This is a genomic window from Verruconatronum alginivorum, from assembly GCF_056590205.1.
Window position 1 is genome coordinate 123,689 of sequence record NZ_JBWPVQ010000001.1, and the last position, 21,699, is coordinate 145,387.

Sequence of the window (21,699 nt, forward strand, 5' to 3'; positions counted from 1 at the left end):
CCCCTGCGATCAAACGGTCTGGGCGCGCACCACTTGGCTCGTCCCCAGCCCCATCCCTTTCAGACCAGCGAACCGACCGGTGTTTTCCGCTTCGTAGAGCGCCCAGATGACCCGGAGGCCTTCGAGACTCGAAACCGCATCGGTGAGCGGTTTCTTGCCGGTCTGGATACACTCGATGAAGTGTCGCATCTCCTCGGCGGTCGGTTTGGCATGCGGGGCCTCCATCAGGATGTCGGTCTTCTGCCTCGTCCCATCACCTGGAGTATGACCTTCCATACGGGTGTGGGCCATCAATTTGCCTCCGAAGAGATCGAGTTCCAACATCCCTTCGGTGCAATGCGCATGAAACGCATAACGCAAACGCGACCCGCGCGCGCCCCAAGTCGCCCCGTGGTAGCCGAGGACCCCGCCTTCAAACTCGATGGTGACGTTACTCGTCCCTTCCATCTCCATCCAAGGTGTCCCGGTGTTGGTCCCGAGGTGAACTCCGCGGACCGGTTTTCCCAACATCCACAACATCAGGTCGATGTAGTGGCAACCATGGCTGAACAACTGCCCCCCCCCGAGCATCTCCGCCGACCGGGTCCAATGGCCTTCCGGATAGCGGGTAAATTGTTCGGTCCAAATCGACAACTGGAAAACCTCACCGTACTCACCGGAGTCGAGCAGGCGCTTGAACTCCCGCACCAGCGGGTGGAACCGCATGCTGTAAGCGACCATCAACACCCGGTCGTTCCGTTTCGCGGCCTCGATGATCTCGAGACATTCCTGCTCCGAATTGGCCAACGGCTTTTCCACCAAAGCATGTTTGCCGTGGTTCAAACAATCGATCGTCACCGCGTGATGCAAATGATGCGGCAACACCACCAATACCGCATCCACCAACGGCAGAATCTCCCGGTAATCGGTCGCCACTTTCGGGCGATTGCTCATCAGCGCCGCCACGTTCTCCGCCCGCTCCCGCTCGAGATCGACCAGGGCAGTCACTTCCATCTGACCGCCTACTTGCGCGAAGCGCTTGGCGTGCGCCGCGGCCATTCCACCGCAACCGATCACTCCCACTCGGATTTTGGACTCAGTTTTCAAATCGTTTTTCGCAATCATTGTATCACCTCAATTAAGCCCCGGGCTCGGCCAGCATGACGCACGCGGGGATCGACTCCAGGGCAACTCTCCTTCCATCAGCCATTGGGAATAAACATGGAAAACAATCTTCCGCCGGTCAATCAAAAACCGAGAAAAAAATCAAAACTTAACACTTCTGCGCGAATCGTCGGCTCCGGTCTTCTCATCGGAGCGGCGGAAGAAATTCTCGATCAGATGGCTACGCATTTCCCGGATCCCGCAAGTCCCCGCCCGAAATTCGTATTTGAACCATCCGTGCTGCCGCAGGTAGGCCGCGTTTTTCTCATGAAACGTTCGTCTGGCTGTGAGAAATTGGCCCCAGAATCCGAGATGCCATTCCACTTCCACGATCGGTGGCCCGAGGTTTTCCCGCCACTCCGGGGGAAACAATTCGAGCCAACGAGGATGCGAATTCAGCCAACTCCGGGTGCATAGGCGGGTCGCCCCGTATTTGGACTCTACCTGCTCCATCATCACCATGAAACAACTCGGCAAATAAAGCGGATTATCGAAGATCGATCGCGGATTCACCGCGTTTCCAATATGGAAAAAAACCTGGTCGACCGGCCCTTCATAAATGGCTGGTCGAAGACTGCCGCATGGATACGGGGGAGAGACGGCTTCGTCGGCAAAGTCCCGTTCCCACCGGGCATCCAAGCTCGGACGCAACATCGCGAATCCTTCCTCTTCGAAGGCGACGACATCCTCCGCGTGTCGCCGATGGATTTCCGCCAATCCCAGCTCCAACTCCCGCCATCCCTGCACCTCCCAATCGATTTTCTCCGGGATTCGCCCGCCGGGATTCGCCTCCGTTTTCCGATAAATATCGACCCGCCGACGCAACGCTTCCTCGAATGTTTCCTCCGGATGATCCGCCAGCCAACGATGCAGGAAAAACAACTTCAACCGAACGATCCGATGCAGATAATCACGGTGCTCGTCGAGCGACTTCGGTTGCAATGGGGCCGCCTCACTCATCCCGTTTCCGCGTCGCCGCCCGCCGGGCCGGCATCCCCAGGTAGATTCCGAACGGCTCGGTGTCGGCGGTCGCCACCGCCCCCGCTCCGACCACACATCCCTCACGAATCCTCACCCCGGGAAGGACCGTCGCGTTCGCGCCGACCCAGACGTCCCGTTCCAAAACGATCGGAGCCCCGGCCGCGCTTTTCACCAATAAACCTTGGGTCCGGGGATCATGACCGATCGTCGCCAGAACGACATTGGCCGAGCAGGCGCAATGCTCCCCGACGCTCAACCCATGATGCCCGTAAAGCGCGCACCCGGGAGCGAAATGAGTGTGCGAACCGACTTCGATGAAACTCCCTTCCCCGCAAATCGAGAGGTAGTTGTTCGGGAAGAAATCGACCCGGTCCCCCACGACCAGACGCCCACGTCCCTGAATGAACACATTCGGATAAAAGCTCACATCCGATCCGATGCGCACTTCCTCCATTGGGTCTTTCACATAAAAACCCCGCCGGAAGCGCACCCGGTCGCCGACGATGAAATTTTCCGGATGCTCGATCCAGACCCCTGGTTCGATCACCACTCCTTCGCCACACTCCCGAAACCGCCTCCGATAATCGTCCCCTTCGCTCATAATAAAAAAGCCACTAACAAAATCATAACCACGCCCCCCCGGGAAGACACGAACAAACCCACCCGGCTCGAAACCCCGGACACAGGTTGGAGTCCCGCGTTCATGCGGTCCCGAACCTCGGCAAAGACCGACCAATCGGACCGGCTAAAGCCGGAACTCCTACGAACCACCGAAACCCTACACCTCCTCCTTCCTTCCGTGTCTTCCGTGTATTCCGTGGTTTCCCCTCCCCAATACCACCTTAAACCTCTTGCGCTGTTTGCGCCTCGTCGCGGCTATTCCTTCCCGCGTCGAACAACCGGTTCAAACACTCCACCGCCGTGCCCACCAGAATTTTCTCCGACGGCGCCACCGGCGAACCGATCCCGGCCCACGTCTCGTATCCGCCTTCCGTATACGCCTTGTCACTGGCGAAATAACCGAGCGCGTCGTTGGCGATTCCAACCACAAAGGTCTCCCCGGCGGGAGAGGCTTCCCGGATTCCCGCCCCGATTTCCACGAAAACCTCGCCCGGCAACGCCACCCAAGCCGATTCCCCGATCCGGAAGCATTGGACTTCCGTGACAAACGCCTCCGGCATCCGGGCGATTTCCTGGGTATTCCTCGCGTAGATCAACCGCATCGCCTCCGGCAACGGTCCGCCGACCAACCAATCGAACTGGGCCGGACGGTTGGGGTCGTTCGCATCGAGCAACTCTTGCGCCAAATCCAGATCATGGCGCGTAATGGTCTTGCGGGGCAACCGCACCGTTTCCCGTGCCACCCCGAGTTTGACATCGGCGGTCGGACGCAACCGCCCGATCACCTTGGCAACTTCTCCCGCAAGAGATCGAGCGACGCGGGTCGATTGCCGCAAGCCTTTTTCCTGGTCCGGATCGAAGACGTCGATGTTGTTGACCTGCCCGGAATTCCCATTGAACAACAAAACCGCGCAATCCTCGCCGAACAAACTCCGGACCGCCTTCGCGAAATGACCGAAATAATCGGCCGAAACCCCGTAAGCGTTACTCGTACCCACATAATGGAGACTGTAGCGACCGACCACCGCCAGGGGTTTCCCGTCCGGATCTTCCAAATACAACACCCCGACCAACGGATCGATCTCGTCGGCCGGCTCCACCACGTCCGGATTTCCCCGGCCCGGATTAGTGACCACCGTTCCGTCTTTCATCCGGTAGCGGCGGCAAAAACAATGGTCCGGCAAATCCCCTTTCCCATAGGCGAGGCGGGCCGGCTTCCGGCGATTATAAGCCAGGCATATGGCGTCGGCGATCTTCGGCACCATCCACTGGCAATAAGCCGCGTCGCGCCGAATGTTATTCGAATCCCGCACCGCCGGCGCCGTATGGGTGTGGGTGCCGGCGATCATAATATTCTCCTTCCGAAGTGGGATCCGCGCCGCGACATTTTCCCGGATCGCCGCCACCTCGGCGGACGGAAGACCGATCAAATCGACCGCCACCATCGCAAGTTGGGTGGTTCCGTCATCGAGGACTACCGCCTTCGCCTTCAGCGGATCGGTGATCTCCGACGCCTTCCGGTCGTTGAAATGACCCGCCAACGAAATCCCCAGCCACGGGGTGATATCGGTTTCCGCGGTTCCCGCGAGCAATTTTCCGTTTTCCATGGTCGTGATAATCAGTTGCTAGCCGCAAAAAAAAGTCAAAAGGAACAACCTGCTACGTGGGAGTTCCCCCTTCAGGCGGTCCCGACGTGGTGCTGAATCCTCCCGGAGAAACCGGCTGAAGCCGGGACCCCAACATTAACCGATTCGTCTCCATTCGTCGCTCTCAATTTCCACTCCTCCCAGCTTCCGAAGGGAAACCGATGCTGTGATAATAGATATAGTCGTTTTCGTCCCGAATGAAAACCGCGATCCGACCGGATTGGTGGCCTTCGACCGAAATGCGCAGATCTACCTCCACCGCATCTCCCGGCGCCAGATCGACTTCTTGTTCAACCGTCTCCGTCGGAAGAATGTCCGCCGCGCCAAACAGTTGAATCACCGCCCGTAATTCCTGCGGCCGGTTCCCCGGTAGAATCGCCAGCGACACCACCGCCTCGTCCGAATCAACCCGCCAGTCCCGCGAATGCACCACCGGCGTCTGCTCCTCGAACCGGAGTTGCCCCATGGCATCGACATTGGAAAACAACCCGGCCGGGTGCGACCACGCCGCGTTCGCTTTGGCGTTCACGAAATTAGCGGTCCAGACCTCTCCCGCGTTCGGTCGCGGCATTCCAATTTCTTCGAACGCTGCCGACAACTCGGCCACCCAATAACCATCATGAACATTTGTCGCCCACGTCCAGTTTCCCCGCCACCCCGCGTCGCGGTCGGGTAACAACCGCAGGTCAGTCTGGTCTCCATACGGATTCCCGATCAATTGGATCAAACGCCGGGGACGCTCGCCACTCACGAATGGAGGGCTGATAAACATTTCGTAACTCTCCTCCTGCCACAACGGCCGGTCACGCTCCCCCCACTCCGTCGCCTCCAACTCACCGGTGAACGGGGTGACAAACGCCAGATAAAGATGGGAGTCGTCGTACCCGACATACCCCCGAACTTCTTCCGACACCAATCGGCCATCCCGGGTGGTGACGAACCCGGCGAACCGGGCCGCGCGACTCCATTCTCCTTCATCCAACACCCCGTCAGCGACCGGAGGGTTTTCCAGAAATGGCACCGTCACCAAATTATTCAACACCTCGGGCTGACTCAAAAACAGCGCCAGGAACCGGTCCCGCAAAGCCGCCGCCCCATACGGTCCCCCCCGCGAAACGGAGGGAGCGGCGAACGCAGTGCCGGGATTCCCCTTCAAACGAACCCGTTCCAGCGCGCCGTTGAGTCGTCCCTCTTCGACCGGCAACGCGGGAAAGCCATCGACCGTCAACCGGATCTCTTCGGCGACGATCGAGATGTTTACATGATGCCAACCGACGCTCCGTTGCAACAACCGCTGACGAGGCATTCCTCCAGCCCATTCGGCGTAATCCCAACTGTAGATCGGATACGATTGCAACCGCCGGTCCTCCCGCGACAGTACCAAATCGCTCCGTCCCCCTGCTTTTTTCAGCACGTAGGACTCGCCGCCGATGACGAATTCGGCGATCACAATTTCATCCGCCGAGAACGCGTTCCACGCGACCGGTTGAAGCCAAAACTCCAACAAATAATTCCGACCGAGATTGGGCGTCACTTCCCAGGTCAACGCGCCCTCTTCAACCAGCAGCGCCTGCTGATCGGGCAACCGACCCTCGACGACCTCCGCCCGATCCGGTTCCCCGGTCAGCTTCCCTCCGGGAAACCCCGGCCGCCATTCGCCAAAAGAAAGAGCGGCCGGGATAACCCACATCCCGACCGCTACCCACCAACCCAAAATTCGCATGGTTTCAATCCGCACCGGATCCGTTATTTCTGCTTCCGGCGAAACCGGATCGCCATCAACAACACCCCGATCCCCGCCAACAGCCCCACCGTCGCTGGCTCCGGAATGGCGTAGACCGAAACGTCGCTAAAATTCACATCCGCCTTCGTGATCGATCCACTTTCAAACGAGATCCGGTTGATCAGCGTCGTATTCGAATCAAAATACATGGTGGGAGAAGTCATGGTCTGGCTTGGATCATTCAAATTCACCACGCTCGCCCAAAACTGTTGCGTCACCGGATTCGCATGCAAAGTCACCTCATACCAAACACCGACGTTCATCGTTCCGAACGAAACAAAAGTGGGACTGACCCCCACCGCAGTCTCGGAACCGCGGATCCTGAAGCCGTCGGGACCATACATGAATCGCCCTGCCGTGGAGGTGCCCGCGTTGCGAAGGATGACATAATGATTCCCGAAATTACTCTCTCCCACCTGGCCAAGTTGATTCGCGCGAATCTTGAAAGTGGCTTCGATCGGTTGGATCGTGTGGGTCTGGGCTTCATTCATCGGGCTGACGAAATTTCGCCGCAAGATAGAAGGAGCATCGTTCGGGGTGGTCCCTTCATTCTGATTGAAATAGTGTACGATTTGCTGATTGGGAGCGGCACCATTCGGCGAGGACCCCTCGATTACCACAGCCCCCCGAACCCCGGAAGTGTTCGCAACCTGCCAGTTGTTCTGGTTGTTCATCGTGCTCAACGAGAGCCCTTCGAAATCCTCAGTGAAAATTAACGTCTGAGCATCAACCGGCTGGATCGGGGTCAAGGCAAGCACAACGGCGGCAAGGGCAAACAAGGAGGAGCGAGGATTCTTTTTACATTTCATATGGGTATTTCGTTCGGGTTTCAGGATGTGATGAGAGATCGAACTCAATCGATGATGGCCAAGATCAACAGCACTCCCTGCGTTCGTCAAACCAAAAGTGTTAAAAAAATACTTTTAAAACCATTTTGCATTCAAATGAGCGACTGCCAATACGTTCGCATTTTCGACAACGCCGATTCGGTTTGGCATCCGTCCCGGCTCTTCCGTCATTACCCGGGCCGCCCGAAATCATCCGCGTTTTCAGGTTGCGCCCCGGCCGAAAGGAATCTTTTGTGGGATCCTTTATTTCACGAAACCGTTTTTACCATGCCGCTCGAACCGTTTAAACTCGTTCACATTGTCGCCGTGATCCTCATGATCGCGCTCACGTTTTCCGCCTTCGCCGACCCGAGCTCGCGGCGCAAGAAGAAGCTGATGATCCTCAGTGGCATCGCCAGTCTTTTGGTGGTCCTCACCGGCTTCGCCATGGGCCACGTCTGGGGCTGGCCGGTTTGGTTTTTCGGCAAACTGATCATCTGGGTCGCCATCAGCGCCTTCGCCGGCGTGGTTTTCCGTCGCAAAGCCCTCGCCGGCCCCCTCGGCATCATCACCGCCATTTTGGTCTTCCTCGCCACCTGGCTGGTGGTTTACAAGCCGTTCTAAGCCGCTCCCCCTCTCAAGAAGGGAATATTTCACGTAGATCCCCTCTTGAGAGGGGGGGACCATGCGCAAGCATGGTGGGGTGTGTTACCGGCTTTTGGTGTGTCATCAGCTATCGGCTATCATCTATGCGTCTATCAGCTATCGTCTATTTTCCTTTCCCCTTCCCCCATCCCCCTCTCCCATCCCCAGCTCAAGTAGTTCGCCCAATTCATCCAACGCCCGACAACATTCCTCCGCCAGGCGGGGATCGGCCAAATCGGGTGGCGATAACGTCTCCCGGTAATGCCGCCTGATCCATTTTTCTAGATCCGCGACCAATGCCGGGTCCAACATCACTCGCCCCCGCACTGCCTTTCTTTCCTCCGGGGTCAGGACGATTCGCAATCGCAAACAAGCCGGTCCGCCTCCGTTTCGCATGCTTTCCCGAAGATCGACATACTCCACTTCCTCGATCGGATTCCCCGTATCCCTCAGCCACTCGTCGACAACTCCTTTCACCGCGTCCGACCCGGCGCACTCCGCCGGAGCCAACAACAGCATTCCTCCATTCGGTTTCCGGAGCAGCTGACTGTTGAACAGGTAGGTCCGCACCGCCTCTTCCAACGACACCCGGGCCCGCTTCACTTCCCGCACCACCAACTCCCCTCCCGCGATTTCCCGGAACCGTCCTCGAAGCTCCTCCGCCACTGTCGCTCCCTCGGCGAAGGCATCTTCGTGATAGAGGAACAGATTCAGATTTCCGACCGCCGCCACGTCGTTATGAAAGACTCCGGCATCAATCGCCGTCGCACTTTGCCGCACGAACATCACCCGTTCGGAAGGTATTCCGTGGAGGCGAGCGACCGCCCGGGAGGCTTCCAAACTCTGCCGCGCCGGAAAGCGGCCCGCACTCTCCGCTTCCCAAGGCGAAAAGCCGTAGACGAATAGGTGGAGGCCGGGTCCGCCGTGGTCCCTCGCCAGCCGAGTATGATTCGCCGCCCCTTCGTCACTGAACGGCCGCCCCGGCGGCAACGGCGGATGGAGCGCGAATAAGCGAGGGTCGCCGAAGATTTTCTCGAGCACCGTCCCGGTGAGGGGCGGTTCCACCGACCGATGAAACATGCTGACCAAGTTCGCCGGAGTGAAATGAGTCCGTCCGTCCGCCGCGTCCGCGGCCGGTGTCACGGTCGCGGCGTTCGCGGTCCACATCGCCGAGGCCGAATAACAGGCGGATAACAATCCGGGAGCCTCCCGCCAGGCGTCGCGAACGACCTCCGCTTCCGTCCCCCCGAATCCAGCCGCCCGGAGAATCTCGAAAACCGGTCGGCGTTGCGGGGGGAGCAAGGCCTGCGGATAACCGCGTCTCATCAGCAAATCCATCTTGGCGAGTCCTTGCAGCGCCGCCTCCCGCGGACGGGAGATTTCCCACCGGTGGGCGGAGGAGGCGATGTTTCCCGCCGACAATCCACCGTAGTGATGGGTGGGCCCCACCAATCCGTCGAAGTTAACTTCGACCACCCCCTCTTTCGTCGAGCCGGTCATTCCAAATCGATCCCGGTAGGCAAGTTTCCGGTGGGCCCCATCCGCTCCCGCTCCATCACCGCCATCCCATAGGAGCAGTAATCGGCCGCCAGATAGCCGCTCGGCCGATGGTTTCCACTCTGACCGATCCCCCCGAACGGCGCCCGGCTGCTCGCCCCGGTCAATGGCTGGTTCCAGTTCACCACACCAGCCCGGACCTCGACCTGAAACTCCTCCCACAGAGCCCGATCGCGACTGATCAATCCGGCGGCCAACCCAAACCGCGTCGCGTTCGCTTCCGCCATCGCTTCCGCGAAGTCCGAGACCCGGACCACTTGAAGCAACGGCCCGAAGATCTCCCGGTCGTCACGATGGTCAACCGAAGTCACGTCGATCAACCCCGGACTCAAGAGCCCGGTTCCTTCCCGCAACCTCGTGGCAGGAACCAAGAGTCTACCTCCTTTCTCCTGAAGCTCCGCTTGCGCGGTCAGGACCGTGTCGGCGGCGGTATGGGAAATCACCGGTCCCATGAACGGCTCCGGCCGGTCGGTGAACGGTCCCACCCGGATCCGCCCGATCAGGTTCATCACATTTTCCAACAACCGGTCTCCGTGAGGTGTATTCGGAATCACCAGACGGCGGGCGCAGGTGCAGCGTTGTCCGGCGGTCAGATACGCCGATTGCACCACCATCAACGCGGCCGCATCCAGGTCCTCCGGGTCAAAAACGAGCAACGGATTGTTGCCGCCCATTTCCATCGCGAGGATTTTCTCCGGCGTCTCGGCGAAGAGTTTCCGCAGAACCATCCCGGTCCGATGACTCCCGGTGAAAAAGAGGCCGTCGATCCCGGGATGGGTCGAGAGCGCTTCCCCGGTCGCCGCGCCACCTTGCACCAGGTTCAATACTCCCGAGGGCAACCCGGCTTCCCGCCAGATCTCGACCATTCGCGCGCCGACCGCCGGGGCTTGTTCGCTCGGCTTAAAAACCACGGTGTTGCCCGCCAGCAACGCCGGAACGATATGGCCGTTCGCAATGTGACCGGGGAAATTGAATGGCCCGAACACCGCCACGACGCCATGGGGACGAAAACAGGTCCGGGAAGTCGCTTCCCCGGCCAGTCGGCTTGATTCCGCACACCTTTCCCGGAAGGCGTCGGCCGAAATCGCTATCTTCGCGATCATCGAATCGACTTCGGTCTTCGACTCCCAACACGGCTTCCCCACTTCCTCCGAAATCAATTCGGCCAACTCGGCGCGGTCGCGTTGCAGAAGTTTCCCATAAGCTTCGGCGACCGTCAGTCGGCGGTCGAACCCCACGTCCCGCCAACTCCGAAAGGCGTGCCGCGCCTCCCCGACCGAATCATCCACCTGCTCCTCCGTCGCCGCCCGTCCCCGCCAAACCTCCTCGCCGGTTCCAGGATCGTAGGAATGCAACGTCCCCCCTTGCCCCGGCCGCCAACTCGGTCCGATCAAATGGGTTTGCTCGATTCCGCTTATCATGGCTTCAAACCTCCCGTCCGTTCTAATTCCTCCCGGCCATCCGGGCGACGCCCGCCTCCCCACCGGTCGACGCCCGCAACGGCGAATAAGAGACCGAATCGCCGACTTCCACTTCCAAGGCCCGGGCGGCCGCGGCACCGATCACCAGGCCTCCCTTTTCGTCCGCATCCACGTTTCCAATACAGGCTCGAAAATCAAGCTGGTTGTTGCTCAAGAGATACTCATTCCTCCCGGCGGAACCTTCTTCCACCTTCACCACCGGCCCCTTCCGTCGGCCCCGCACCGAGCGGATCTCTCCGAGCTCCGCCTCGACGATCGGACCCGCGTCGAAAATATCGACTTGTCCGCGGAAGCAAAACCCTTCGGCTTCGAGCAACTTCAACGCAGGCTCCGCATGCGGATGCGGCTTGCCGATTACGGCCCGCGCTTCCGGAGGAAGCAGCGTCACGTAAAGCGGATGTTTCGGCATCAAATCCTCGATGAAACTCTTGTCCTCCGAGCCGCTCAAATAGTCGGCCCGCTGAAACTCCATGCGGAAAAAGGGACGGCCGACCGCCTCCCAAAACGGCGACTTCCGATCGATATCCGTCACCCCCCGCAACTCGGCGATCACCCGGACATCAAACCGCCGGGCGAACTCCGCCATGAAATGAAACCGGCTCAGCGAAAGCAACCGCCCCAGCCCGCCCCGGCGATGTTGCCGCAGAAGAAACAGGCAACAGATCTCCGAGGGTCCATTGTAGTTGCGGTTTGGTGACAAAATCTCCACCTCATGGTCGATCCCGAGCGGCGGATACTCGACGGGTTCCTTTTGCAGGTCATAACAGTACCACGGTTGGAAGCCGCCCACCTTGGAAATGATTCCGCAAGTGCCCAGCAGTTTATTCGTCTCCAGATCCTCCAACACAAACAAGTAACGGTGACTCCCGGCTTTCTGCACCCGGGGATCGAAGGAGTGGACCGACTCGTCGATTCGTTGCCGGACGACCTCCGGCCCGACCGAGATATTCGTCAAGGCTCCGCCAGTGGCGACGGCGAGTTCCAAGAACGCGTTGCCATCGCTTTCCCGAATGGGACGCACCACGAAATTCGACATACTCATCAGCGAGAAAAGTTCCTTCCTTAACTTTCCTCGCAAACCGGACCGTCGTCAAACCGGCCGGAGTCGATCCGCGCTCGGCAGTTCGACGTCGCCCCGGGCTACCTTCAAAAGGAACCGGGCGCACAACGAGATCCGCTCGATCACGCTCCCGATTTCGAGAAACTCATTTTCCGTATGCATCCCCCCGCCCCGAACTCCGAGGTTGTCGACCGTCGGCAATCCCGCCGCCGCCAGAATGTTTCCGTCGGACGCTCCGCCGGTCGGGGCCCACCCCAGCTCGAAACCCAACTCCCGGGCGGAGGTACGGAATTCGTGCAGCAACCGTTCGATCTCCGGCGTCAGCCGTTTAGGCGAACGGGCGATGCCTCCGTGCAGCGAGGCGGCGAAGCCGTCCCTACGATCGAGCTCCGCTACGAGGGCTCCGATTTTTGTCGTGACCTCTCTCGCCTTCTCCTCCGAATCAATCCGGACGTTCAATCGACAAAAAGCTTCGGCAGGCACGATATTCAAGGAAGGGCCGCCCCCGCCGATCCGGCCGACATTGACGATCACGCCCGGTTCGTCGTTGAACCGGTGAAGGCGGGTCACCAACTCCGCCAAAGCGACGGTGGCGCTTCGCCCCGCCGAATACTCCCGGCCGACATGGGCCGACCGGCCTTGCACGCGAATGAGAAACGTCCCGGTGCCCAGCCGCTCGCTCACCAGATCGCCGTTTGGCAAAGCCGGTTCGAAAACAAGTCCGACATCAAACCGGGGAGCGGCCTCCGCCAACAGCGCGGCGGAGCACGGCGACCCGATTTCCTCGTCGGAATTCAAAATCACTTCCCACCCGATCCGCTCGGCGAAAGGTGCCGACTCGAGAATCCGCAAGGCCTCGATCATCACCAGCAATCCCCCCTTCATATCGACCACTCCCGGCCCGATCAACCGATCCCCTTCCCGCCGAACCTGCTGGAAATGATGGTCTTCGCCGAACACGGTGTCGAGGTGACCGTTAAAAAGGATTTGCACTGGCGCTTCCGGTCGTTTGCGTGCCCTCACCCCGGGACCCACTGAATAGAAGACCGTCGTGCCATCGTCCCGAAGTTGTGCTTCGGGCGGAAACGGAATTGTGCAAACCTCGCGAGTGAGCTCCTCCAATTCGGCACACATCACCTGCGCCATCCTCGCGACCCCCGCCGGATTGCGACTCCCGGAATTGATACTCGCCCAGGCGACGATCCGCTCGACAAATTCCTCCTGCCGTCCCCGCACCGGTTCGACGAACGACTCAAATACCTCCCTGGCCACGGGCCAAAAATCGACAAAACGCCCCCGAATGTCAACCCACGAGAGCTTCGTGATTCAGCCGAAGACCGTCGTCTAAAAACGCGCCGCTCCAGTCATCCGGCGAAAGCCGGATGCTACCCGGGCATCGAGTTTTCACTCGATGAAAACAAAGCATAAGCCGGAGCTTCGTGCTTCAGCCGAAGACCGTCGGGCGCGGCACTGAAGGCGGCTGAAGCGCGCCGCTCCAGTCATCCGGCGAAAGCCGGATGCTACCCGTAGCATCGAGTTTTCACTCGATGAAACAGAGCATAAGCCGGAGCTTCGTGCCTCAACCGCGAAGACCGTCGGGCGCGGCACTGACGGTGGCTGAAGCGCGCCGCTCCTTCATCCGGCGAAAGCCGGATGCTACTCGGGCATCGAGTTTTCACTCGATGAAACAGAGCATAAGCCGGAGCTTCGTGCCTCAACCGCGAAGACCGTCGGGCGCGGCACTGACGGCGGCTAAAGCGCACCGCTCCTTCATCCGGCGAAAGCCGGATGCTACCCGGGCATCGAGTTTTCACTCGATGAAACAGAGCATAAGCCGGAGCTTCGTGCCTCAACCGCGAAGACCGTCGGGCGCGGCACTGACGGTGGCTGAAGCGTAATGCCATTGCCTAAATCAGGTTTTGGTTTGGTCGGCCAGTGTTATGACTGGGTTGGGCTTCGATTCGGTTCGTTTGACGAGTTTCTTCCAGTGGGTCTGTTTTCGCCTCACCTTTCTGGGGCAGCGTCTTTGCCGCCTGGGTTTGAGGATGCGTTCACGTAAGGCGTTGAACTCGTTGGAGATTATTTCGTCGATTTGGTTTCCGGAGAGGATTTCCTGTCCGACGGATATCAGCCAGATTGCGTTCTCCACAGCCTGGTGCGTCTTTGAAAAACTGATAGAAACGACATCGGTCGGCTCCGGTCCCTCTTTGGCGGCCTGGGCCCTTGCGTCGGCCAGGATCGAACTCGCCCACAACAGGGCCGTGATTTCGACGGCCGCGGTTTCCGGCAATTGGCTTTCGAGGTATTTGTGGCGGAGCATCCCCTTGGCTTCGCCGTAATAGATCTCGTGTTCCCAGCGGCGCGTGAGCAGCGTGGCCAACTCCAACGCGGGATAGATTTCGGGATCGAGCAGGTTGGTCCACAACCGGCAACTCTTGCGTGTCGTTTTCCCGTTTTCGTCGGTCGATTCGACGGTGTAAGTGATCTCGCGCACGATGATTTCTTCGACGATGTCTTCGGCACGCTTGCGGCTGCGGATCTTCACTTTGACCAACCGGGAGCCGTCGCCGAGTTCGCGCACAGGGACGCTCGTCTGTGAGGGAAGCACCCGAATGGCAAACGCCGCTCCCTCCCCTTGGCAATGATGGTGGAGGGGCTGGAGAAACGCTCCGCACCCGTAGAGGGAATCGGCCAGCAGCAGCATCTTTCGCCCTATCTTCGCGATCAACCGGTAGGCCAGCGTCAGTTCCCCTTCCCGATCCAGGCCGATTTCGGCGGCCAATGGAGCGTGCGTCCCCAATTCCACCAGCGCGCAGGCGTTGATTTTTGAAAACCCGTATTCGCCGCCCCGGGAAGCTCCGGATTTCCCGGCTGCCTTCCGGGGTTTATTGCTTCCCTTGGGGAATGTCTCGAGGATCTTTTCGCAGTTCTGAAGCGTGAAGGCCGTCCCGTCGAGTCCGGCCAACCTCCAGCCTTTGTAAAAGCTCTCCGGGTGGCTTTCCGGATCGGCCTTCGGCTGCAGCACCACCTCATTGATTTGTTTCAACATGGCTTGGTCCACCCGTCTGAGCCTGCGCGAGATGCAACTCCCGGCAAGCTCGCGGCCCGTCGCGGCGGCATGGCAATCGGCCACGCTTCCGAAGCGTTTCATCATACGCAGGGTCTGCGCGCACAGCAGATTCGCCAACGGGTTCAAAGGCGGACGCCCGCGCCTGCGCTCGGAAGCCTTCGACTCCAGCACGCTGCGCAAATCATTGCCCAGCGCCGAAAGCCCGGCGAGATGGTCCGATGAAAATAGAAATGAGAAAGGAAATGACTGTGCCATTTCCATTCAAAAGCAAAAGTGTACAATTTTGTACACCTTTTTCTTCAAACTTTGAGAAAAAATTTCCCGGTAATTAGGCAATGGCATTAGGCTAAAGCGCACCGCTCCTTCATCCGGCGAAAGCCGGATGCTACCCGGGCATCGAGTTTTCACTCGATGAAACAGAGCATAAGCCGGAGCTTCGTGCCTCAACCGCGAAGACCGTCGGGCGCGGCACTGACGGTGGCTGAAGCGCGCCGCTCCAGTCATCCGGCCAAAGCCGGATGCTACCCCATTCCCCCGCGCGGCGATTCCGCGGTCAGGTCAGCTCCGGGTTGGGCCAGTCTTCTTCGCGTTGCAAGTCGGTCACGACTCGAAGAATGGCCAACATCACCTCCGCCGGGCTCATCGTGGCATCGATCTGCTCGACCAAATCAGGTCCGTAATAATCAAGGACCGGTTTTGATTCCGAATCGTAAGTCGCCAATCGCTTCTGGATGACCTCGTCGTTCGCATCGTCCAAGCGATTGTCTTTCAACGCCCGCTTCTTCAGCCGATAAACCAAACGGCGACGGTCGGGGCAGGTCAGATGAAAAACTTTTTTCACATCGATCAAATCGGTCATCAGTTCCGCTTGAGTCACCACCCGCGGAATGCCGTCCAAAATGAGGGAATCGATGTCGGGTTTGAAATAACCCATTTTGATCGCGTTATTGATGTGCGCTTTCCAAAGGGCCACGGTAGTTTGATCCGGCACCAGTTTGCCCTGGCTCGAGTAACGCAAAAACTCCTGGCCGATTTCGCTCCGGGTGTCAATCGACCGGAAGACGTCGCCGCAGGCACAATGATAAAAGCGAGGGAGCGATCCGAGCGTCGCCCCTTGTGTTCCTTTCCCACTCCCGGGGGCACCAAAGATCAACAGCGTCCTGTATTTCATCCCTCACCCTATGTCGTTCCCGATGAACGAGACAAGCCTTTTGATGCCCGAAAAACCCTCTATTGCACAAGCGCTTGACTTCAATCCGGAAGCGCATCGCCGAAGGCAAGGGCTTTCATCCGCAAAACGGTCGGTGTCCCGCCTTCAACTGGAAGCCGCGTCCAGACGCAGACCGCCTAAGGCGGAACTCCAACAAAATCCGCCGTAATTCTGGCATATTTCTGCCATTCAATGAATCGCTTTCTCCTTTCCAGAACCCCTCCTTCCCTTCATAATTCATAATTTATCCCTCATAATTCTCTTCCAATGAGCTACGCCCTACTCCAGAAAACCCTTGGCGAAAAGATTTCCCGGCAAACTCTCGAAATGGCTTCGGTCCATGTACCGAGCGTCGCCAAAGCCGATTGCGCTCGGATCGAACGGGAACTGTTCGGAATCATCGTGCGGGGCATTCCCCACGACGATGCCGTCGCCTTTCAGATCGCCCTCGAGCATTTCCAGATTCAAACCGAGGTCGTCCCGAACGCCGACCTACCAGCATTGAGCCCCCCCGGCCATCGGCGAGGGATTCGTTTGTCCGGAACCGGCTTCGCCGCCGTCGACGGTCTCGGACGGGAGGAAAACCATCCGTGGGACGAGGTCCAGTTCGTCGCCGGCGGCTTCCTCGAAGTCCCTTCCAGCAAAACCCGGAATGTCATGGAATGGGACTACCATTTCGGCGGCCAGGGTCGAAGCAGCAAGTCGGTCCGGGTGGTGACGGAAAGGGATTCCGGCAGCGAGAAGGAGTTTCGCCTCGAACTCTTTCTCTCATGTGAACCTTACCGCCTCCGGTTCCGGGCAACCGCCGAATCCGTCTTCCGACTCGACGACAGCATGCTTCGCTTGCGAGATGAAAACGCCTTTGGCGATCTTCTCCGCCGGATCGGCGCAATGTTCCCGGAAAACTGCCTTTCCCTCGGAGTCCGGGCCGCCCTCCGCCATGACGCTTTCCTTTATCCGAGCTCCGCGGCGGTCGACGAAGAGATCATCTGGCACCTCTACCGGCGCTTGCGGAGTTGATCCGCTCGCGCACCCGCTGAGCAAATTCTTCCCACGGAAAATGGGGGCCCGGGTCGGTTTTATTCCACGGCTGGATTTGATAATGACCGACCAACCCTTCGCCGGTGAAGCGGTGACTGCCGTCGACCAACTCGATCCGGTTCGGCCCTTCCCACGCGGTCCCGGCCGGTTTGTTGGGCTGCACCTCCCATTTCACCGCCAGATAGGCGGTCAATGAAACCAGCGCTTCCATCAAATCCGGAGTCCAGGTTTCGGGGCGGTCCGACCAACCCGCGCACTCGATGCCGATCGAGCGGTCGTTGTAATAGGTCTGGGTGAAAGCGACATCGCGTTCCCGCACCATTTTTCGGATCTCCCCGTTCGGTCCGACCATGTAGTGAGTGCTGACATTCCGGTTGTTGTTCTGGAAATACCGGATGGTCCCTTCGTAATTGCGCCGTTGGTTTTCCGCGAAACTCACCTGGTCGTCATAACGCCCCTCAGTGGTGTGAATCACGATCGCGGTGACGTCGGCCGGCGTCCGGCGGGCCTCCCGGAAACTCCCGGCCGCGGTCCAACCCATCGCCGGACGGGGCAACGCCACATTCTGTCCGGGCCGCGACGGCTCCGAACGGACGAATCCCGCATCCTCCCTTGGTCCTCCTCCGCTCACGGTGCTATCGGGGGTCGGTCTCGCCGTCCGTTCCTGGTGCGCGCACCCGAAAAAGGTCATCAGCAAGGCGACGATGAAAGGGAAAAAGAAAAAGGATCGGGCGCGATTCATGAAGGCGAAAATACCGTCGGGATTCCGACGGGAAGTCAAGGGATCGGTTGGAGTTCAAAGTCATTTTTAACCACTAAAAACACTAATAATCACTCATGCGGAATCTGTAAAACCATTCCCAAGCTCTGTCTGATTAGTGCCGATTAGTGATTATAAGTGGTTGAAAATTCATCTCCTCCACCGCTCAGAAACTGAAATTAGCGCTCATCTGGAAAACGGCCGAGATGATGGCGAAGGCGATGAATCCGACGAAGGAAAAGACCACCAGCAAGACCCCCACCGACAGAATCCCGATGAAGGCTTCCAGCTGCCGCGACAGATCTTTCTGATACAAAACCCCGACCTGCTTCAAACTGAAGACGATGTTTCCGGTGTTCTCCCCGACTGACAACATGTCGAGGACGAGTTGCGGCAAATGCCCGGTTCCTTGAAGGGCGTTGGAGATGCTTTTTCCTTCCGTCACTTTTTGCCGGGCCTCCCCGAAGGAGCTCCGGATGGCCTTGTTGTTGATCACGTTCTGCGTCATCCGCAGGGTCTCGACGGTGGTGACGCCGTTCTCCAACAACACCCCCATGGTCTGGCTGATCTGCAACACGTCGGCAGTCCGCAGGAATCGGCCGATCACCGGAACCTTCAAGATAAAGCGATCCCAGGCGAGCCCGCCGCTCGGCGTTCGTTGCCATTGCCACCAGACCAATCCGAGGAGGACCATTCCGCCCAAAATATACAGTCCGTAGGCGATCCCCATTTCCGCCCCGGCCATCAACACCCGGGTGGAGGTTGGCAAGTCCCCGCCGAGCGAGGAGAGCATTGTTTCCAAGCGTGGTAACAAAACAAATACGGCGAACAAAACCACCCCGACCGCCACCACCAGAATCAGGATCGGGTAAGCCATCGCCGTGACGATCTTCGACTGCAAATCCTTTTGCTCCTCGAAGTGGGCGACCAACCGGGTCAAAATATCTTTCAGATTTCCGGTCGCTTCCCCCGACTCCACCAGGAAAACCGTGGACCGGTCGAAGACCGACGGGATGTCCCCCATCGCGTCGGAAACCGATTTCCCCCCGCTGATCCGCTCCCACAACGCTTGGGCGAGGAGTCGTTGCTGGGGGTCTTTCAACCGGCTGCTGAGCAACCGGACCGCGTCGCCGACCGGCATCCCGCTCCCGACCAGTTCCGAGAGAGACCGCAAAAACGGCAACCGCAGCTTCCTCCCGAGGTTCGGCACCGCGCCGGGCTGGGCTCCGGGAGTCGGCGCCGGCTTCTCGGCCGCCGGAGCCGACTTCTTGAAGAGCCCCGCAGTGAACGAACGGGCCCCGGCGGCGCTCCCTCCAGCGGGGGCGGCGGCGACCGCCTTGACCGCTCCGGATTCAGTCACCGATACCGGTTGAAGCCGCCGCATCGCGACCTGGCGGATCGCGTCCTTCCGGCTGGCCGCCTCAATACTCCCCTTTACCACGGCCCCGGCCGAGTCTCGCGCACTGTAGTTGAATGTCGGCAATTGCTGTAGTAGTTGAAAAATGATTACAGGTGATTCCCCGGAACTCAATCCGACGCGCTTACCCGCAGGACTTCCTCCAAGGTGGTCAACCCGTTTTTGACTTTGTGCCATCCGGAATACTGCAGGCTCCGCATGCCTCCTTCGACCGCCCGGCGACGGATCGCCCGGGTCGATTCCCGTTCCACGATCAAGTCGTGCAACCGTTCGTTGACATGGAGAATTTCGAAAATCCCCAACCGGCCCCGGTAACCGAGTCCGCGGCACTCCTCGCATCCAGTCGCCGAATACATGTGGGTCACCCCTTCGCCGTCGGCCGGTTCGAGTTGCAAATGTTTCAAAGCCGTGGCGAGTTCGGTCGGCGAAAGTTCTCTCTTCTCGCGGCAGGTCGGACACAACCGCCGGACCAGTCGCTGGGCGATGATCATCTCGACCGCCGAGGCGACGAGAAACGGTTCGATACCCATGTCGATCAAACGGGTCAACCCGCCCGGCGCGTCGTTGGTGTGGAGGGTGCTGAAAACCAAGTGACCGGTCAACGACGCCCGGATCGCGATGTCGGCGGTGTCGCGGTCGCGGATTTCCCCGACCATGATCACGTCCGGATCCTGTCGAAGCACGTGCCGGAGAGCGTCGGCGAAACGGAGTCCGATTTCCGGGCGGACTTGCATTTGATTGACCCCGGGGACTTCGTATTCAATCGGATCCTCGATGGTGATAATCCGTTTTTCCGGAGAATTAATCCGGCGGAGAAAGGCGTTCAACGACGTCGATTTTCCCGAGCCGGTCGGACCGGTTACCAGGATGATGCCGTGCGGCAATTTCAACACCTGCGAGATTTGCTCCTCGTCGTCCGCGGTGAAGCCGATCTGGGCGAAGGTGAGCGCTTCCGCCTTTTTGTTCAGCAAACGCAAACTGACACTCTCGCCATACATCGTCGGAATGGTCGAGAGACGGATGTCGAGCAGGTTGTCGCCGACTTTGAAATTGATGCGCCCGTCTTGGGGGAGCCGCCGTTCCGAAATGTTCAGGCGGGCCATAATCTTCAAGCGGGAAATGATCGCGTCCTGAAATTGTCGCAGATTTTCGGGTACGGGAACCGGGATCAGCAAGCCGTCGACCCGGTAACGGATCCGCAACGCGTCTTCCTGCGGCTCGACGTGGATGTCGGTCGCGCCATCCTGCACCGCCTGTTGAACAACTTCGTTGACGAAACGGACCAAAGCCGCGTTTTCGTCCTCCTTCCCCTCCATCTCGGGGGCCATCTCGGTGTCGAGGTCGAGATCGCTGTCTTCCAAGCTGTCGAATCCGACCCCGAGATGTTTGGTGATGAAACTGGTGATCTTTTCCGGCGAGGCGAGGCTCCACTCCGCTTCCCGGCCGCTGGCGGCATAGATCCATTCGTCCATCTCCGGCTCCGGCGGCCAGACAGTCGCCAGTTGGAGGGGGCCGTTTTTCTCGCCCTTGAGCGGCACGCATTGATATTCGTGCATCAAACGGGCCGGGATCGCCGCGAGATGGGCGACGTCAAAATCGTCGGGACGGCGCAACGGAAGCCCGGAGGCCTCCGCCACTTTTTGCAACACGTCGGTCTCACCCCGGACCATGAACTGCGACAACATCCGGACGCGGTCCTGGCGGGGCGCGGTCAGCAACTGTTCCCGCTGCGTCTCGCTCAGCGATTGAAAGACGGTGTCGATTTCTTGAGTGGTCAGCATGCGTATTCGTTTTCTTATTGCGGCAAGGGAGGAATTTCCATGTCTCCTTGCGGACTCTGCATCTGTTGCTGGGCGCCGCCTCCACCGTCGCGCTGTTCCGCTTCTTCAATCAACGCCCGGCGCACTTCGCGGCGGCGGCGGATTTCTTCGGCGAGGTTTTGCATCCGTTCCTCCGGATTCTCGGCCGTCCGGGCGGGGGCCTGGCCACCGGTCCGGCGTGGCGTCGGCGGCGTCTCGACCAACGCCTGGATCTGCGACTCGCGCAACGCCACGGTGCGGGTCCGCCCGTCATGACGGACCACCACGGAGTCTTCGCGTTCGTTGAATTCGACCACGGAAAAACCGGCTTCGCTTTGGCCGACTCCGACCCAGAAACTCCGCTTCTCCGTCGGGTCGTATAGGCTGAAGGCCAATTGGCCGCCGAGTTTGGTGAGGCCGCGGAACTCGATCTGGTCGAGTGGTTGCGGACCGCGCGGCGGCTCGGGCCGTGGGGGCGGCTGGGGACGCGGTTGGCGTTCCTGCGGAGGTTGATAATCATGCGGGAGAAAGGGAGAGTTCCCCACCAGGTCCCGCGCGGCGGCGTTCGAAACGACCGCCAGCGCCAGCCCGACCGCGCCGCAAACGCAGGCGAGGCGGAACGGCCGTAATCGGTGATGTTTCATGTTCGCTTTCATGG

The 21,699-nt window shown here is 59.4% G+C and carries 19 protein-coding genes; 3 read left to right on the forward strand and 16 right to left on the reverse strand.

The window, feature by feature from the left end; translation table 11 throughout:
• Nucleotides 1–9: 9 nt before the first annotated feature.
• The 6 genes from ACWUI2_RS00320 to ACWUI2_RS00345 all read right to left on the reverse strand — a co-directional run bounded on the left by ACWUI2_RS00320 (nucleotide 10) and on the right by ACWUI2_RS00345 (nucleotide 6,983).
• A complete protein-coding gene (locus tag ACWUI2_RS00320) occupies nucleotides 10–1,104 on the reverse strand; it encodes a Gfo/Idh/MocA family protein (protein ID WP_486980867.1) in 1,095 nt (364 codons plus the stop codon).
• Nucleotides 1,105–1,245: 141 nt separating this feature from the next.
• On the reverse strand, nucleotides 1,246–2,103 hold the full coding sequence (locus ACWUI2_RS00325) for a hypothetical protein (RefSeq protein ID WP_486980868.1): 858 nt from the start codon (nucleotides 2,101–2,103) through the stop codon (nucleotides 1,246–1,248).
• Complete coding sequence (locus tag ACWUI2_RS00330; RefSeq protein WP_486980869.1) at nucleotides 2,096–2,725, reverse strand: acyltransferase; 630 nt, start codon at nucleotides 2,723–2,725, stop codon at nucleotides 2,096–2,098. The genes ACWUI2_RS00325 and ACWUI2_RS00330 overlap by 8 nt, the downstream gene beginning before the upstream one ends.
• Nucleotides 2,726–2,966: 241 nt before the next feature.
• A complete protein-coding gene (locus tag ACWUI2_RS00335) occupies nucleotides 2,967–4,352 on the reverse strand; it encodes a hypothetical protein (protein ID WP_486980870.1) in 1,386 nt (461 codons plus the stop codon).
• A gap of 163 nt (nucleotides 4,353–4,515) precedes the next feature.
• Entirely contained in the window at nucleotides 4,516–6,114 is a 1,599-nt protein-coding gene (locus ACWUI2_RS00340; protein WP_486980871.1) for a DOMON domain-containing protein, read from the reverse strand.
• A gap of 23 nt (nucleotides 6,115–6,137) precedes the next feature.
• Nucleotides 6,138–6,983 carry a PEP-CTERM sorting domain-containing protein gene (locus ACWUI2_RS00345; RefSeq protein WP_486980872.1) on the reverse strand — a complete coding sequence of 282 codons (846 nt, stop codon included), beginning with the start codon at nucleotides 6,981–6,983 and terminating at the stop codon, nucleotides 6,138–6,140.
• Nucleotides 6,984–7,118: 135 nt separating this feature from the next.
• Here ACWUI2_RS00345 and ACWUI2_RS00350 point away from each other — a divergent pair, with 135 nt between their 5' ends.
• A complete protein-coding gene (locus ACWUI2_RS00350; protein WP_486980873.1) occupies nucleotides 7,119–7,625 on the forward strand; it encodes a hypothetical protein in 507 nt (168 codons plus the stop codon).
• Between the two features lie 138 nt (nucleotides 7,626–7,763).
• Here the strand turns inward: ACWUI2_RS00350 and astB are convergent, their stop codons facing one another.
• From astB to ACWUI2_RS00375, 5 genes are all read right to left on the reverse strand, one after another.
• The gene (gene astB, locus ACWUI2_RS00355) at nucleotides 7,764–9,146 is read right to left on the reverse strand and encodes an N-succinylarginine dihydrolase (protein WP_486980874.1); all 1,383 of its coding nucleotides are present in this window, start codon (nucleotides 9,144–9,146) and stop codon (nucleotides 7,764–7,766) included.
• A complete protein-coding gene (gene astD / locus ACWUI2_RS00360; protein ID WP_486980875.1) occupies nucleotides 9,143–10,624 on the reverse strand; it encodes a succinylglutamate-semialdehyde dehydrogenase in 1,482 nt (493 codons plus the stop codon). The genes astB and astD overlap by 4 nt, the downstream gene beginning before the upstream one ends.
• A gap of 22 nt (nucleotides 10,625–10,646) precedes the next feature.
• Complete coding sequence (locus ACWUI2_RS00365) at nucleotides 10,647–11,726, reverse strand: arginine N-succinyltransferase (protein ID WP_486980876.1); 1,080 nt, start codon at nucleotides 11,724–11,726, stop codon at nucleotides 10,647–10,649.
• Nucleotides 11,727–11,774: 48 nt separating this feature from the next.
• A complete protein-coding gene (locus ACWUI2_RS00370) occupies nucleotides 11,775–13,016 on the reverse strand; it encodes a hydrolase (RefSeq protein ID WP_486980877.1) in 1,242 nt (413 codons plus the stop codon).
• Between the two features lie 640 nt (nucleotides 13,017–13,656).
• A complete protein-coding gene (locus ACWUI2_RS00375; protein ID WP_486980878.1) occupies nucleotides 13,657–14,793 on the reverse strand; it encodes a transposase in 1,137 nt (378 codons plus the stop codon).
• On the opposite strand from ACWUI2_RS00375, the gene ACWUI2_RS00380 reads away from it, so the two are divergent.
• Entirely contained in the window at nucleotides 14,792–15,124 is a 333-nt protein-coding gene (locus ACWUI2_RS00380; protein ID WP_486980879.1) for a hypothetical protein, read from the forward strand. The two genes, ACWUI2_RS00375 and ACWUI2_RS00380, sit on opposite strands and share 2 nt — an antisense overlap.
• Nucleotides 15,125–15,367: 243 nt before the next feature.
• On the opposite strand, the gene ACWUI2_RS00385 is transcribed toward ACWUI2_RS00380, so the two are convergent.
• Nucleotides 15,368–15,985, reverse strand: a complete 618-nt coding sequence (locus tag ACWUI2_RS00385; RefSeq protein WP_486980880.1) for a nucleoside monophosphate kinase — start codon at nucleotides 15,983–15,985, stop codon at nucleotides 15,368–15,370.
• A gap of 306 nt (nucleotides 15,986–16,291) precedes the next feature.
• On the opposite strand from ACWUI2_RS00385, the gene ACWUI2_RS00390 reads away from it, so the two are divergent.
• Nucleotides 16,292–17,044, forward strand: coding sequence for a hypothetical protein (locus tag ACWUI2_RS00390; protein ID WP_486980881.1), 753 nt, complete (start codon nucleotides 16,292–16,294; stop codon nucleotides 17,042–17,044).
• Here ACWUI2_RS00390 and ACWUI2_RS00395 read toward each other — a convergent pair.
• From ACWUI2_RS00395 to ACWUI2_RS00410, 4 genes are all read right to left on the reverse strand, one after another.
• A complete protein-coding gene (locus ACWUI2_RS00395) occupies nucleotides 17,010–17,807 on the reverse strand; it encodes an N-acetylmuramoyl-L-alanine amidase (RefSeq protein WP_486980882.1) in 798 nt (265 codons plus the stop codon). The genes ACWUI2_RS00390 and ACWUI2_RS00395 overlap by 35 nt on opposite strands.
• A gap of 184 nt (nucleotides 17,808–17,991) precedes the next feature.
• Complete coding sequence (locus ACWUI2_RS00400; RefSeq protein ID WP_486980883.1) at nucleotides 17,992–19,308, reverse strand: type II secretion system F family protein; 1,317 nt, start codon at nucleotides 19,306–19,308, stop codon at nucleotides 17,992–17,994.
• A 44-nt stretch (nucleotides 19,309–19,352) separates the two neighbouring features.
• A complete protein-coding gene (locus tag ACWUI2_RS00405; protein ID WP_486980884.1) occupies nucleotides 19,353–21,023 on the reverse strand; it encodes a GspE/PulE family protein in 1,671 nt (556 codons plus the stop codon).
• A gap of 14 nt (nucleotides 21,024–21,037) precedes the next feature.
• Entirely contained in the window at nucleotides 21,038–21,685 is a 648-nt protein-coding gene (locus ACWUI2_RS00410) for a hypothetical protein (protein WP_486980885.1), read from the reverse strand.
• Nucleotides 21,686–21,699: the final 14 nt, after the last annotated feature.

Bases quoted from the DNA above. Each gene is read 5' to 3' on its own strand.
- ACWUI2_RS00390 (WP_486980881.1), top strand. From the start codon at position 16,292: ATGAGCTACGCCCTACTCCAGAAAACCCTTGGCGAAAAGATTTCCCGG.
- ACWUI2_RS00395 (WP_486980882.1), bottom strand. From the start codon at position 17,807: ATGAATCGCGCCCGATCCTTTTTCTTTTTCCCTTTCATCGTCGCCTTG.
- ACWUI2_RS00405 (WP_486980884.1), bottom strand. From the start codon at position 21,023: ATGCTGACCACTCAAGAAATCGACACCGTCTTTCAATCGCTGAGCGAG.
- ACWUI2_RS00330 (WP_486980869.1), bottom strand. From the start codon at position 2,725: ATGAGCGAAGGGGACGATTATCGGAGGCGGTTTCGGGAGTGTGGCGAA.
- astD (WP_486980875.1), bottom strand. From the start codon at position 10,624: ATGATAAGCGGAATCGAGCAAACCCATTTGATCGGACCGAGTTGGCGG.
- ACWUI2_RS00385 (WP_486980880.1), bottom strand. From the start codon at position 15,985: ATGAAATACAGGACGCTGTTGATCTTTGGTGCCCCCGGGAGTGGGAAA.
- ACWUI2_RS00410 (WP_486980885.1), bottom strand. From the start codon at position 21,685: ATGAAACATCACCGATTACGGCCGTTCCGCCTCGCCTGCGTTTGCGGC.
- ACWUI2_RS00335 (WP_486980870.1), bottom strand. From the start codon at position 4,352: ATGGAAAACGGAAAATTGCTCGCGGGAACCGCGGAAACCGATATCACC.
- astB (WP_486980874.1), bottom strand. From the start codon at position 9,146: ATGACCGGCTCGACGAAAGAGGGGGTGGTCGAAGTTAACTTCGACGGA.
- ACWUI2_RS00320 (WP_486980867.1), bottom strand. From the start codon at position 1,104: ATGATTGCGAAAAACGATTTGAAAACTGAGTCCAAAATCCGAGTGGGA.
- ACWUI2_RS00325 (WP_486980868.1), bottom strand. From the start codon at position 2,103: ATGAGTGAGGCGGCCCCATTGCAACCGAAGTCGCTCGACGAGCACCGT.
- ACWUI2_RS00375 (WP_486980878.1), bottom strand. From the start codon at position 14,793: ATGTTGAAACAAATCAATGAGGTGGTGCTGCAGCCGAAGGCCGATCCG.
- ACWUI2_RS00365 (WP_486980876.1), bottom strand. From the start codon at position 11,726: ATGAGTATGTCGAATTTCGTGGTGCGTCCCATTCGGGAAAGCGATGGC.
- ACWUI2_RS00350 (WP_486980873.1), top strand. From the start codon at position 7,119: ATGAGCGACTGCCAATACGTTCGCATTTTCGACAACGCCGATTCGGTT.
- ACWUI2_RS00345 (WP_486980872.1), bottom strand. From the start codon at position 6,983: ATGAAATGTAAAAAGAATCCTCGCTCCTCCTTGTTTGCCCTTGCCGCC.
- ACWUI2_RS00340 (WP_486980871.1), bottom strand. From the start codon at position 6,114: ATGCGAATTTTGGGTTGGTGGGTAGCGGTCGGGATGTGGGTTATCCCG.
- ACWUI2_RS00380 (WP_486980879.1), top strand. From the start codon at position 14,792: ATGGCTTGGTCCACCCGTCTGAGCCTGCGCGAGATGCAACTCCCGGCA.